Genomic DNA, 13,302 nt, shown 5'->3' on the forward strand with positions numbered 1-13,302 from the left:
GATTGGCTTAAGAGGGTGGATAACAGAAGACGGGGTGTTGATATGCAACGAAGAAAATCTTTAGCGCTTTCTATTCCATATCAGTTAGATTTCTTTAAGCAATATAAATTTCTTTCTCAGGATAAGCCGCAACATATTTTGTTAGAAAGTGGACGTGGTGGTCGTTATAACATTGTTGGGCTGGATCCAGTAGCGGTAATTCAGGGTAAGAATGAGACGTTACATATAAGTGAAAGTGGTAAGGAAACAATAGAACGAGGGAATCCATTAGATTTAATGCAAGCGTATATGGAGAAATGGAAAACGGATTATAATCCGGAGTACCCACCTTTTCAAGGTGGGGCAATTGGATACTTTAGTTATGATTGTATCCGTTATATTGAAAAACTTTCTTCTCTTGCGAAGGATGATATTAATATACCTGACATATTCTTTTTGTTATTTGATGACGTGTTTGTGTATGATCAACAGGAGAGAGTATTATGGATTATTACGCATTATGTAGATGAGTGTGAAGAGGCAGAAGAGCGATTAAATGAATGGAAGGGTCTTTGGATGAAAGAAGCACCCAAAGTGACTATGCCGTTTGAATGTCCTGAAAAGAAAAATGAAGCAGTCGCTTTTACGGAAGAGGGCTTTATGAAGGCCGTTGAACGTATTCAAGAATATATTGGAGCGGGTGATGTGTTTCAAGTAAACTTGTCGACAAGACAAGAAAGAACATTACAAACACATCCACTAGAAATATATACAAGTCTTCGTGAAATTAATCCATCTCCATATATGGGTTACTTGGAGTTTGGAGATTTTCAAATTGTTAGTGCTTCGCCTGAATTACTAATTAAAAAGCAAGGAAAAGAAGTGAGTACAAGACCAATTGCCGGTACGCGCTCTCGAGGAGCAAGTGGGCAAGAGGATGAGGAATTAGCGAAAGAATTAATTGAAAACGAAAAGGAAAGAGCAGAGCATGTAATGCTTGTGGATTTAGAACGAAATGACTTGGGCCGTGTTTGTAAATATGGCACTGTTGAAGTAGATGAATTTATGGTAATTGAAAAATACTCACACGTTATGCATATTGTTTCTAATGTGCGTGGTGAGGTGGAAGCAGATAAAGATGCTTTCGATTTGGTGAAGGCTGTATTTCCTGGTGGGACAATTACCGGTGCCCCGAAAATACGTACGATGGAAATTATTGAAGAATTAGAACCTGTTCGCCGAGGAATTTATACGGGTTCAATTGGTTGGATTGGTTATTCTGGAGATACGGAATTGAATATTGTAATCCGAACACTACTTGCTAAAGATGGACAAGCGCATGTGCAAGCTGGAGCGGGTATTGTGATTGATTCAAATCCAAAAAATGAATATAAAGAGTCGTTAAAAAAAGCAATCGCTTTATGGCGTGCAAAAGAAAGTAGCGAAGAAACGGTTAGGTGAGAGAAATGATATTAATGATTGATAATTATGATTCTTTTACATTTAATTTAGTGCAGTTTCTTGGAGAACTTGGACAAGAGCTTGTTGTTAAGCGTAATGATGAAGTGACTATTTCGGATATTGAGAATATGAAACCGGATTTTTTAATGATTTCGCCAGGTCCATGTAGTCCTAATGAGGCGGGAATCAGTATGGATGTTATTAAATATTTTGCAGGTAAGCTTCCGATTTTTGGGGTCTGTCTTGGACATCAATCCATTGCACAAGTATTTGGAGGGGATGTTGTCAGGGCAGAGCGTTTGATGCATGGAAAAACATCTTTAATGCATCATGATGGGCAGACGATTTTTTCTGATATTCCAAATCCATTTACCGCGACACGTTATCACTCTCTTATCGTAAAAAAAGAGACGTTACCGAATTGTTTAGAGATAACATCTTGGACTGAAGAAGGTGAAATTATGGCGCTTCGTCATAAAACGTTGCCGATTGAAGGGGTACAATTCCATCCGGAATCTATTATGACTTCTCACGGGAAAGAGTTGCTACAGAATTTCATTCGCAAATATAGCCCAAGTGTGACAGCGTGTTAATTTACGTAAATGGTACGTATGTAGAAGCGAGTGAAGCGAAAATTTCTCCGTATGACCACGGTTACCTATATGGGCTTGGGGTTTTTGAGACGTTTCGTATTTATAATGGTCATCCCTTTTTATTGGATGATCATTATGAACGCTTAATGGGTGCGCTCGATATATTGCAAATCAAATGGACAATGACAAAAGATGAAGTGATGCTTATTTTAAAGAATCTACTCGTTAAGAATGGGTTAAAGCATGCATATGTGCGCTTAAATGTATCGGCGGGTATAGATGAAATAGGATTACAAACGGAAGTATATGAAGAACCGTCTGTTATTGTTTTTATAAAACCTTTAGCAGCTCCAGGGAATGTAGTGGAAAAAGAAGGAGTTATGTTAAAGCAAGTGAGAAATACACCAGAGGGTGCATTTCGCTTGAAGTCCCATCATTATTTAAATAATATTTTAGGGAAACGCGAAATTGGAAATGTTGTGAATAAGGAAGGTATTTTTCTTACCGAAACAGGTTATGTTGCAGAGGGTATTGTTTCGAATCTCTTTTTTGTTAAAGGGGATATTTTATATACTCCTTCATTAGAAACAGGGATTTTAAACGGAATCACTCGTGCGTTTATTATAAAGACTGCTGAAGAGCTAGATATAGAAGTAAAGGAAGGTTTCTTTACAAAAGATGAATTGCTTTCAGCGGATGAAGTGTTCGTAACGAACTCTATTCAAGAGATTGTCCCCCTTTATCGTATAGAGGAGAAAGATTTCCCGGGTAAAGTGGGAGTGGTTACAAAAAGACTTATGGATCTTTATGGAGTACAGAGAGAGAAATTGTGGAGCAGAAATGAATTGCGAAGAGGAGATGTGTAGTTTGAAGTGGGATTATGATTTGCGCTGCGGCGAATATACATTGAACTTAAATGAAAAGACATTAATTATGGGGATTTTAAATGTAACGCCAGATTCATTTTCTGATGGTGGGAGTTACAACGAAGTAGATGCTGCAGTGCGACATGCGAAAGAAATGAAAAATGAAGGTGCTCATATTATTGATATTGGCGGCGAATCTACTCGACCGGGTTTCGCTAAAGTTTCAGTAGAAGAAGAAATAAAGCGAGTTGTTCCAATGATTCGGGCAGTGTCAAAAGAAGCAAAGCTACCTATTTCTATTGATACGTATAAAGCTGAAGTTGCGAAACAAGCGATTGAAGCTGGTGCTCATATTATTAATGATATTTGGGGAGCGAAGGCTGAACCGAAGATTGCTGAAGTTGCAGCTTATTATGATGTGCCTATTATCTTAATGCATAACCGAGATAATATGAACTACCGCAACTTAATGGCTGATATGATTGCTGATTTGTATGAGAGTATTAAAATTGCTAAAGATGCGGGCGTGCGAGATGAGAATATTATTTTAGACCCAGGTATTGGCTTTGCGAAAACACCTGAGCAAAATTTAGAAGCGATGCGTAATTTAGAGCAGTTAAATGTACTGGGTTACCCAGTACTATTAGGTACTTCAAGAAAGTCCTTTATTGGCCATGTATTAGATTTACCAGTGGAGGAACGTCTTGAAGGAACGGGCGCTACCGTTTGTCTTGGTATTGAAAAGGGCTGTGAGTTTATCCGTGTTCATGATGTGAAAGAAATGGCGCGTATGGCTAAGATGATGGATGCAATGATTGGTAAGGGGGCAAAGTAATTGGATAAAATTTATATCCATGATATGGAGTTTTACGGTTATCATGGTGTATTCCCGGAAGAAAATAAATTGGGTCAGAGATTTAAAGTGGATTTAACGGTGGAGTTGGATTTAAAACGTGCAGGAGAAAGTGACGACTTAGAGCATTCTGTCAATTACGGGGAGCTTTTCGAACTATGTAGAAAAGTTGTTGAAGATAGAACGTATAAGCTTGTAGAAAGTATCGCTGAAAATATCGCTACAGATATATTGAAACAATATGAGGGTATTTCACAATGTACAATTAAGGTAATTAAACCAGATCCGCCGATACCGGGGCATTATCGTGCTGTAGCGGTAGAAATTACGAGAGAACGTCCATGAATAATATAGCGTACATTGCATTAGGTTCGAATATTGGGGAGCGTTATATTTATTTAACTGAAGCAATTCAGTTTTTAAATAAAAACCAGCATATCCAAGTCGATGATGTTTCGTCTGTATATGAAACTGATCCGGTTGGCTATACTGACCAAAATTGCTTTTTAAATTTAGTTATAAAAATTTCTACCAATTTATCACCGCAAGAATTATTGAAAGTAACGCAAAAGGTAGAGAATGACCTAGGAAGAAAAAGGGAAATTAGATGGGGCCCGAGGACCATCGACCTTGACATTTTACTATATAATCAAGAAAATATTGAAGCAGAGAATCTTATTGTTCCGCATCCGCGGATGTTCGAAAGAGCTTTTGTTATCGTTCCGTTGTTAGAGATTAATCAAGATATAAAACAAAACATTTCACGTTCACAAGTAGAAGAAATGAAAAGGCGAGAGGGAGTAACGGTATGGAAGCAGAAAAATGGGGAAGACGCATTCGTGCTTTTCGAAAGCTAAAAGGCTATACGCAAGAAGGTTTTGCGAAAGAATTAGGGGTATCTGTATCGGTTTTAGGTGAAGTTGAGAGGGGCAATAGATCACCTTCCCAAGATTTTGTAGTAGAAGTCGCTAAAACATTAAACATTTCAATAGACGAATTGATGCCAAAGTGACCGTAAAGGAAGGAGTAAGTCGGGTGTTAAAGATTGCAAATATTGAGATGAAAAATCCAGTTGTACTAGCACCGATGGCGGGAGTGTGTAACTCTGCATTCCGTTTGACAGTAAAAGAATTTGGTGCAGGTTTAGTTTGTGCTGAAATGGTAAGTGATAAGGCAATATTACTTAATAACAAAAGAACATTAGATATGTTATATATCGATGAGAGAGAAAAGCCATTAAGTTTACAAATTTTTGGTGGAGAGAAAGAAACTCTTGTAGATGCTGCGAAATACGTAGATAAATATACGACAGCAGATATTATTGATATTAATATGGGTTGCCCAGTACCGAAAATCACTAAGTGTGATGCGGGAGCAAAGTGGCTTTTAGACCCAAATAAAATATATGAGATGGTAGCGGCAGTTGTAGATGCAGTTGAAAAACCAGTTACAGTTAAAATGCGTATTGGTTGGGATGAAGATCATATTTTTGCAGTTGAAAACGCTAGAGCTGTTGAGCGTGCTGGTGGGCAAGCTGTAGCAGTTCATGGACGTACACGAGTGCAAATGTATGAAGGGAAAGCGGATTGGGATATTATTAAACAAGTAAAGCAATCTGTGAATATCCCGGTTATCGGAAATGGTGATGTGGAAACACCGCAAGATGCAAAGCGTATGCTTGATGAAGTTGGTGTAGATGGAGTTATGATTGGTCGCGCTGCTCTTGGAGACCCGTGGATGATTTATCGTACGGTAAAGTATTTAGAGACAGGTGAATTAATGCCGGAACCAACAGTGCGTGAAAAAATTGATGTATGTATGTTGCATCTAGATCGTCTTATCGATTTAAAGAACGAAAATGTCGCTGTAAGAGAGATGAGAAAGCATGCAGCTTGGTATTTAAAAGGTGTTCGTGGTAATGCGAGTGTGCGCAATGGTATCAATACTTGTAACACACGTGAGGACCTTGCGAATTTATTAGGTGCATTTGTAGAAGAAGTAGAAGCGAAACAACAAACAATTTATGTTGGTTAATAAGGGGACATAGGAGATTGACATTCTTCTATACACTTCCTATAATTACGTGAAAGAAAGAAGAACTGCCAGTTGGTTGCTGGCAGTTTTTCTAGTTGAGTAGAAAATGCTATACTGTATATATTGTAAAATTTAATAGAGCTGGAGTGATATCAATATCATGGATAACATGAACCACGAAGAATTAAACGACCAATTGCTTGTTCGTCGTGAAAAGCTACATAATTTACGTGAGCAAGGAATCGATCCGTTCGGTAAACGATTTGAACGCACAAATTCAACAACGGACTTAGTAAGTCTATATGGAGAATTCTCTAAAGAAGAATTAGAAGAGAAAGAAATCACTGTTTCTATCGCTGGTCGTATTATGACAAAACGCGGTAAAGGAAAAGCGGGATTTGCGCACGTTCAAGATTTACAGGGGCAAGTTCAAATTTATGTTCGTAAAGATACTGTTGGAGATGAAGAGTACGAGTTATTTACGACAGCAGATTTAGGTGACTTAGTAGGTATTGAAGGTAAAGTGTTCAAAACAAACGTTGGAGAACTTTCAGTAAAAGCAACAGGATTTACACTTTTAACGAAATCTCTTCGTCCATTACCGGATAAATATCATGGATTAAAAGATGTTGAACAACGCTACCGTCAACGTTACTTAGACTTAATTACAAGTATGGAAAGTCGTGAAACGTTCGTTACCCGTAGTAAAATCATTCGTGAAATGAGAAGATATTTAGATGACAACGGTTATCTTGAAGTAGAAACGCCTATGATGCACGCGATTGCAGGTGGAGCATCTGCTCGTCCTTTCACTACGCACCATAATGCGTTAGATATGGAATTGTATATGCGTATCGCAATTGAACTTCATTTAAAACGTCTTATTGTGGGCGGATTAGAAAAAGTTTATGAAATCGGCCGTGTATTCCGTAATGAGGGTGTATCAACTCGTCATAACCCTGAGTTTACGATGATTGAATTATATGAAGCGTACGCTGATTATAATGATATTATGAAACTAACAGAAAATATGGTTGCTCATATCGCGAAAAAAGTATTGGGTACAACAACAATCCAATATGGTGATTATGAAATTAATCTAGAACCAGAATGGACACGTCTTCATATGGTAGATGCAATTAAGCAACACTCTGGAGCCGATTTCTGGAATCCAATGAGTGTAGAAGAAGCGCGTGAACTTGCAAAAGAACATAATGTAGAAATTAAGGATACAATGGAAATTGGTCATATTATTAATGAATTCTTCGAACAAAAAGTAGAAGATAAATTAATTCAACCGACATTTATTTACGGTCATCCGGTAGAGATTTCACCACTTGCGAAAAAGAATGATGAAGATCCACGATTCACAGATCGTTTCGAATTATTCATTGTTGCTCGTGAACATGCGAATGCATTCACTGAGTTAAATGATCCAATCGATCAAAAGGAACGTTTTGAAGCTCAATTAAAAGAGCGTGAGCAAGGTAATGATGAAGCTCATATGATGGATGATGACTATATCGAAGCTCTTGAGTATGGTATGCCTCCTACGGGCGGATTAGGAATCGGTATTGATCGTCTTGTTATGTTATTAACAAACGCACCATCTATTCGTGACGTACTATTATTCCCAGCTATGCGCCATAAACAAGACTAAGCTTTGGAGATTTCTCCAAAGCTTTTTTTATTTCTTTATTTGAGGGGAGAGAAACCTTCTATTAAAAAGAAAGTGAGATTATTGCTCGTTGAATGGATGCCAGATTAAAAAACTATACTTATATAGAAGAAAGGTGCTGTTTTTATGCTTTTTTACTAAGTTGAAAATTTTATTAGAAAAACTATTGCATTTCATTTTTCCACATGATATATTAATAACCGTCGCTGATGCGGAAACGCAGAAAACGACAAAAAAGAAATTGAAAAACTTAGTTGACATCGAAAAATGAAGATGTTAACATAAGGAAGTCGCAAATGAGCGACTAAGTAGTTCTTTGAAAACTGAACGAAACAAACAACGTGAACGTCAATTTTTATTTTTAGATGCTAGACAAACTAACTTTATTGGAGAGTTTGATCCTGGCTCAGGATGAACGCTGGCGGCGTGCCTAATACATGCAAGTCGAGCGAATGGATTAAGAGCTTGCTCTTATGAAGTTAGCGGCGGACGGGTGAGTAACACGTGGGTAACCTACCCATAAGACTGGGATAACTCCGGGAAACCGGGGCTAATACCGGATAATATTTTGAACTGCATAGTTCGAAATTGAAAGGCGGCTTCGGCTGTCACTTATGGATGGACCCGCGTCGCATTAGCTAGTTGGTGAGGTAACGGCTCACCAAGGCAACGATGCGTAGCCGACCTGAGAGGGTGATCGGCCACACTGGGACTGAGACACGGCCCAGACTCCTACGGGAGGCAGCAGTAGGGAATCTTCCGCAATGGACGAAAGTCTGACGGAGCAACGCCGCGTGAGTGATGAAGGCTTTCGGGTCGTAAAACTCTGTTGTTAGGGAAGAACAAGTGCTAGTTGAATAAGCTGGCACCTTGACGGTACCTAACCAGAAAGCCACGGCTAACTACGTGCCAGCAGCCGCGGTAATACGTAGGTGGCAAGCGTTATCCGGAATTATTGGGCGTAAAGCGCGCGCAGGTGGTTTCTTAAGTCTGATGTGAAAGCCCACGGCTCAACCGTGGAGGGTCATTGGAAACTGGGAGACTTGAGTGCAGAAGAGGAAAGTGGAATTCCATGTGTAGCGGTGAAATGCGTAGAGATATGGAGGAACACCAGTGGCGAAGGCGACTTTCTGGTCTGTAACTGACACTGAGGCGCGAAAGCGTGGGGAGCAAACAGGATTAGATACCCTGGTAGTCCACGCCGTAAACGATGAGTGCTAAGTGTTAGAGGGTTTCCGCCCTTTAGTGCTGAAGTTAACGCATTAAGCACTCCGCCTGGGGAGTACGGCCGCAAGGCTGAAACTCAAAGGAATTGACGGGGGCCCGCACAAGCGGTGGAGCATGTGGTTTAATTCGAAGCAACGCGAAGAACCTTACCAGGTCTTGACATCCTCTGAAAACTCTAGAGATAGAGCTTCTCCTTCGGGAGCAGAGTGACAGGTGGTGCATGGTTGTCGTCAGCTCGTGTCGTGAGATGTTGGGTTAAGTCCCGCAACGAGCGCAACCCTTGATCTTAGTTGCCATCATTAAGTTGGGCACTCTAAGGTGACTGCCGGTGACAAACCGGAGGAAGGTGGGGATGACGTCAAATCATCATGCCCCTTATGACCTGGGCTACACACGTGCTACAATGGACGGTACAAAGAGCTGCAAGACCGCGAGGTGGAGCTAATCTCATAAAACCGTTCTCAGTTCGGATTGTAGGCTGCAACTCGCCTACATGAAGCTGGAATCGCTAGTAATCGCGGATCAGCATGCCGCGGTGAATACGTTCCCGGGCCTTGTACACACCGCCCGTCACACCACGAGAGTTTGTAACACCCGAAGTCGGTGGGGTAACCTTTATGGAGCCAGCCGCCTAAGGTGGGACAGATGATTGGGGTGAAGTCGTAACAAGGTAGCCGTATCGGAAGGTGCGGCTGGATCACCTCCTTTCTATGGAGAATTGATGAACGCAGTTCATCAATAAACGTTGACTTGTTTTGTTTCGTTCAGTTTTGAGAGAACTATCTCTCAAGTTTAAATGTATGTTCTTTGAAAACTAGATAACAGTGTAGCTCATATTTTTTTAATTTTAGTTTGGTTAAGTTAGAAAGGGCGCACGGTGGATGCCTTGACACTAGGAGTCGATGAAGGACGGGACTAACGCCGATATGCTTCGGGGAGCTGTAAGTAAGCTTTGATCCGAAGATTTCCGAATGGGGAAACCCACTATACGTAATGGTATGGTATCCTTACCTGAATACATAGGGTATGGAAGACAGACCCAGGGAACTGAAACATCTAAGTACCTGGAGGAAGAGAAAGCAAATGCGATTTCCTGAGTAGCGGCGAGCGAAACGGAATCTAGCCCAAACCAAGAGGCTTGCCTCTTGGGGTTGTAGGACATTCTATACGGAGTTACAAAGGAACGAGGTAGACGAAGCGACCTGGAAAGGTCCGTCACAGAGGGTAACAACCCCGTAGTCGAAACTTCGTTCTCTCTTGAATGTATCCTGAGTACGGCGGAACACGTGAAATTCCGTCGGAATCTGGGAGGACCATCTCCCAAGGCTAAATACTCCCTAGTGATCGATAGTGAACCAGTACCGTGAGGGAAAGGTGAAAAGCACCCCGGAAGGGGAGTGAAAGAGATCCTGAAACCGTGTGCCTACAAATAGTCAGAGCCCGTTAATGGGTGATGGCGTGCCTTTTGTAGAATGAACCGGCGAGTTACGATCCCGTGCAAGGTTAAGCTGAAGAGGCGGAGCCGCAGCGAAAGCGAGTCTGAATAGGGCGTTTAGTACGTGGTCGTAGACCCGAAACCAGGTGATCTACCCATGTCCAGGGTGAAGTTCAGGTAACACTGAATGGAGGCCCGAACCCACGCACGTTGAAAAGTGCGGGGATGAGGTGTGGGTAGCGGAGAAATTCCAATCGAACCTGGAGATAGCTGGTTCTCCCCGAAATAGCTTTAGGGCTAGCCTTAAGTGTAAGAGTCTTGGAGGTAGAGCACTGATTGAACTAGGGGTCCTCATCGGATTACCGAATTCAGTCAAACTCCGAATGCCAATGACTTATCCTTAGGAGTCAGACTGCGAGTGATAAGATCCGTAGTCAAGAGGGAAACAGCCCAGATCGCCAGCTAAGGTCCCAAAGTGTGTATTAAGTGGAAAAGGATGTGGAGTTGCTTAGACAACTAGGATGTTGGCTCAGAAGCAGCCACCATTTAAAGAGTGCGTAATAGCTCACTAGTCGAGTGACTCTGCGCCGAAAATGTACCGGGGCTAAATACACCACCGAAGCTGCGAATTGATACCAATGGTATCAGTGGTAGGGGAGCGTTCTAAGTGCAGTGAAGTCAGACCGGAAGGACTGGTGGAGCGCTTAGAAGTGAGAATGCCGGTATGAGTAGCGAAAGACGGGTGAGAATCCCGTCCACCGAATGCCTAAGGTTTCCTGAGGAAGGCTCGTCCGCTCAGGGTTAGTCAGGACCTAAGCCGAGGCCGACAGGCGTAGGCGATGGACAACAGGTTGATATTCCTGTACCACCTCTTTATCGTTTGAGCAATGGAGGGACGCAGAAGGATAGAAGAAGCGTGCGATTGGTTGTGCACGTCCAAGCAGTTAGGCTGATAAGTAGGCAAATCCGCTTATCGTGAAGGCTGAGCTGTGATGGGGAAGCTCCTTATGGAGCGAAGTCTTTGATTCCCCGCTGCCAAGAAAAGCTTCTAGCGAGATAAAAGGTGCCTGTACCGCAAACCGACACAGGTAGGCGAGGAGAGAATCCTAAGGTGTGCGAGAGAACTCTGGTTAAGGAACTCGGCAAAATGACCCCGTAACTTCGGGAGAAGGGGTGCTTTCTTAACGGAAAGCCGCAGTGAATAGGCCCAAGCGACTGTTTAGCAAAAACACAGGTCTCTGCGAAGCCGTAAGGCGAAGTATAGGGGCTGACACCTGCCCGGTGCTGGAAGGTTAAGGAGAGGGGTTAGCGTAAGCGAAGCTCTGAACTGAAGCCCCAGTAAACGGCGGCCGTAACTATAACGGTCCTAAGGTAGCGAAATTCCTTGTCGGGTAAGTTCCGACCCGCACGAAAGGTGTAACGATTTGGGCACTGTCTCAACCAGAGACTCGGTGAAATTATAGTACCTGTGAAGATGCAGGTTACCCGCGACAGGACGGAAAGACCCCGTGGAGCTTTACTGTAGCCTGATATTGAATTTTGGTACAGTTTGTACAGGATAGGCGGGAGCCATTGAAACCGGAGCGCTAGCTTCGGTGGAGGCGCTGGTGGGATACCGCCCTGACTGTATTGAAATTCTAACCTACGGGTCTTATCGACCCGGGAGACAGTGTCAGGTGGGCAGTTTGACTGGGGCGGTCGCCTCCTAAAGTGTAACGGAGGCGCCCAAAGGTTCCCTCAGAATGGTTGGAAATCATTCGTAGAGTGCAAAGGCATAAGGGAGCTTGACTGCGAGACCTACAAGTCGAGCAGGGACGAAAGTCGGGCTTAGTGATCCGGTGGTTCCGCATGGAAGGGCCATCGCTCAACGGATAAAAGCTACCCCGGGGATAACAGGCTTATCTCCCCCAAGAGTCCACATCGACGGGGAGGTTTGGCACCTCGATGTCGGCTCATCGCATCCTGGGGCTGTAGTCGGTCCCAAGGGTTGGGCTGTTCGCCCATTAAAGCGGTACGCGAGCTGGGTTCAGAACGTCGTGAGACAGTTCGGTCCCTATCCGTCGTGGGCGCAGGAAATTTGAGAGGAGCTGTCCTTAGTACGAGAGGACCGGGATGGACGCACCGCTGGTGTACCAGTTGTTCTGCCAAGGGCATAGCTGGGTAGCTATGTGCGGAAGGGATAAGTGCTGAAAGCATCTAAGCATGAAGCCCCCCTCAAGATGAGATTTCCCATAGCGTAAGCTAGTAAGATCCCTGAAAGATGATCAGGTTGATAGGTTCGAGGTGGAAGCATGGTGACATGTGGAGCTGACGAATACTAATAGATCGAGGACTTAACCATATAATATGAAGCGATGTTATCTAGTTTTGAAAGAATATAAAAAACTTGTTGACTTTAAAAAGTAAATGAGTTATAATAATTCTTGTCTTAAATGAATACAGTCTGGTAATGATGGCAGAGAGGTCACACCCGTTCCCATACCGAACACGGAAGTTAAGCTCTCTAGCGCCGATGGTAGTTGGGACCTTGTCCCTGTGAGAGTAGGACGTTGCCAGGCAATTCGGAGGATTAGCTCAGCTGGGAGAGCACCTGCCTTACAAGCAGGGGGTCGGCGGTTCGATCCCGTCATCCTCCACCATTTAGCCGACTTAGCTCAATTGGTAGAGCAACTGACTTGTAATCAGTAGGTTGGGGGTTCAAGTCCTCTAGTCGGCACCAGTTTTTATTGCAAGAGCCATTAGCTCAGTTGGTAGAGCATCTGACTTTTAATCAGAGGGTCGAAGGTTCGAATCCTTCATGGCTCACCATTTTAATGAAATATGCGGGTGTGGCGGAATTGGCAGACGCACTAGACTTAGGATCTAGCGCCTTTGGCGTGGGGGTTCGACTCCCTTCACCCGCACTTTTAATAAAATAACTCAAACATGTCTTGCGGAAGTAGTTCAGTGGTAGAATACAACCTTGCCAAGGTTGGGGTCGCGGGTTCGAATCCCGTCTTCCGCTCCAATTTTCAGTATGACATGCCGGGGTGGCGGAACAGGCAGACGCACAGGACTTAAAATCCTGCGGTGGGTGACCACCGTGCGGGTTCGACCCCCGCCCTCGGCACCATATGCGCCCGTAGCTCAATTGGATAGAGCGTTTGACTACGGATCAAGAGGTTAGGGGTTCGACT

9 protein-coding genes, 7 tRNA genes and 3 rRNA genes (1 of these 19 cut by a window edge) are annotated in these 13,302 nt (G+C 43.1%); all 19 read left to right on the top strand.

Annotated elements, in window-relative coordinates:
• Nucleotides 1–42 precede the first annotated feature (42 nt).
• On the top strand, nucleotides 43–1,440 hold the full coding sequence (gene pabB / locus MHB76_RS00390) for an aminodeoxychorismate synthase, component I (RefSeq protein ID WP_078173483.1): 1,398 nt from the start codon (nucleotides 43–45) through the stop codon (nucleotides 1,438–1,440).
• A 5-nt stretch (nucleotides 1,441–1,445) separates the two neighbouring features.
• Nucleotides 1,446–2,033 carry an aminodeoxychorismate/anthranilate synthase component II gene (pabA, locus tag MHB76_RS00395; RefSeq protein ID WP_078173482.1) on the top strand — a complete coding sequence of 196 codons (588 nt, stop codon included), beginning with the start codon at nucleotides 1,446–1,448 and terminating at the stop codon, nucleotides 2,031–2,033.
• Nucleotides 2,027–2,899, top strand: coding sequence for an aminodeoxychorismate lyase (pabC, locus tag MHB76_RS00400; RefSeq protein WP_078173481.1), 873 nt, complete (start codon nucleotides 2,027–2,029; stop codon nucleotides 2,897–2,899). The genes pabA and pabC overlap by 7 nt, the downstream gene beginning before the upstream one ends.
• Nucleotides 2,874–3,734: a dihydropteroate synthase gene (gene folP, locus MHB76_RS00405; protein ID WP_078173480.1), complete on the top strand. Its 861-nt coding sequence runs from the start codon at nucleotides 2,874–2,876 to the stop codon at nucleotides 3,732–3,734. The genes pabC and folP overlap by 26 nt, the downstream gene beginning before the upstream one ends.
• Nucleotides 3,735–4,097 carry a dihydroneopterin aldolase gene (gene folB, locus MHB76_RS00410; protein WP_002159624.1) on the top strand — a complete coding sequence of 121 codons (363 nt, stop codon included), beginning with the start codon at nucleotides 3,735–3,737 and terminating at the stop codon, nucleotides 4,095–4,097.
• Entirely contained in the window at nucleotides 4,094–4,609 is a 516-nt protein-coding gene (gene folK, locus MHB76_RS00415) for a 2-amino-4-hydroxy-6-hydroxymethyldihydropteridine diphosphokinase (protein WP_002144510.1), read from the top strand. The genes folB and folK overlap by 4 nt, the downstream gene beginning before the upstream one ends.
• Nucleotides 4,561–4,764: a helix-turn-helix domain-containing protein gene (locus MHB76_RS00420; protein WP_340985449.1), complete on the top strand. Its 204-nt coding sequence runs from the start codon at nucleotides 4,561–4,563 to the stop codon at nucleotides 4,762–4,764. The genes folK and MHB76_RS00420 overlap by 49 nt, the downstream gene beginning before the upstream one ends.
• 23 nt (nucleotides 4,765–4,787) lie before the next feature.
• Nucleotides 4,788–5,786, top strand: coding sequence for a tRNA dihydrouridine synthase DusB (gene dusB, locus MHB76_RS00425; RefSeq protein WP_078173479.1), 999 nt, complete (start codon nucleotides 4,788–4,790; stop codon nucleotides 5,784–5,786).
• A gap of 160 nt (nucleotides 5,787–5,946) precedes the next feature.
• Nucleotides 5,947–7,446 carry a lysine--tRNA ligase gene (gene lysS / locus MHB76_RS00430; protein ID WP_078173478.1) on the top strand — a complete coding sequence of 500 codons (1,500 nt, stop codon included), beginning with the start codon at nucleotides 5,947–5,949 and terminating at the stop codon, nucleotides 7,444–7,446.
• Nucleotides 7,447–7,847: 401 nt separating this feature from the next.
• Nucleotides 7,848–9,399 (top strand): 16S ribosomal RNA (locus MHB76_RS00435).
• Between the two features lie 146 nt (nucleotides 9,400–9,545).
• Nucleotides 9,546–12,467, top strand: a 23S ribosomal RNA gene (locus tag MHB76_RS00440).
• Between the two features lie 101 nt (nucleotides 12,468–12,568).
• Nucleotides 12,569–12,684 (top strand): 5S ribosomal RNA (gene rrf / locus MHB76_RS00445).
• The 16S, 23S and 5S rRNA genes sit together here with 7 tRNA genes alongside, the layout of an rRNA operon.
• Nucleotides 12,685–12,689: 5 nt before the next feature.
• Nucleotides 12,690–12,765, top strand: a tRNA-Val gene (locus tag MHB76_RS00450).
• A 4-nt stretch (nucleotides 12,766–12,769) separates the two neighbouring features.
• A tRNA-Thr gene (locus MHB76_RS00455) sits at nucleotides 12,770–12,845 on the top strand.
• 13 nt (nucleotides 12,846–12,858) lie between these two features.
• A tRNA-Lys gene (locus tag MHB76_RS00460) sits at nucleotides 12,859–12,934 on the top strand.
• 14 nt (nucleotides 12,935–12,948) lie between these two features.
• A tRNA-Leu gene (locus tag MHB76_RS00465) sits at nucleotides 12,949–13,029 on the top strand.
• Between the two features lie 29 nt (nucleotides 13,030–13,058).
• A tRNA-Gly gene (locus MHB76_RS00470) sits at nucleotides 13,059–13,133 on the top strand.
• A 16-nt stretch (nucleotides 13,134–13,149) separates the two neighbouring features.
• Nucleotides 13,150–13,238, top strand: a tRNA-Leu gene (locus tag MHB76_RS00475).
• A gap of 3 nt (nucleotides 13,239–13,241) precedes the next feature.
• Nucleotides 13,242–13,302, top strand: a tRNA-Arg gene (locus MHB76_RS00480) (it continues 13 nt past the right edge of the window).

The organism is Bacillus sp. FSL M7-1345 (assembly GCF_038006985.1).
Classification (GTDB): Bacteria; Bacillota; Bacilli; order Bacillales; family Bacillaceae_G; genus Bacillus_A; species Bacillus_A cereus_U.

What these genes read in the sequence shown, in the direction of transcription:
- MHB76_RS00420 (WP_340985449.1), top strand. Translation starts at nt 4,561, where the DNA reads ATGGAAGCAGAAAAATGGGGAAGACGCATTCGTGCTTTTCGAAAGCTA.
- lysS (WP_078173478.1), top strand. Translation starts at nt 5,947, where the DNA reads ATGGATAACATGAACCACGAAGAATTAAACGACCAATTGCTTGTTCGT.
- pabB (WP_078173483.1), top strand. Translation starts at nt 43, where the DNA reads ATGCAACGAAGAAAATCTTTAGCGCTTTCTATTCCATATCAGTTAGAT.
- pabA (WP_078173482.1), top strand. Translation starts at nt 1,446, where the DNA reads ATGATATTAATGATTGATAATTATGATTCTTTTACATTTAATTTAGTG.
- folP (WP_078173480.1), top strand. Translation starts at nt 2,874, where the DNA reads ATGAATTGCGAAGAGGAGATGTGTAGTTTGAAGTGGGATTATGATTTG.
- folK (WP_002144510.1), top strand. Translation starts at nt 4,094, where the DNA reads ATGAATAATATAGCGTACATTGCATTAGGTTCGAATATTGGGGAGCGT.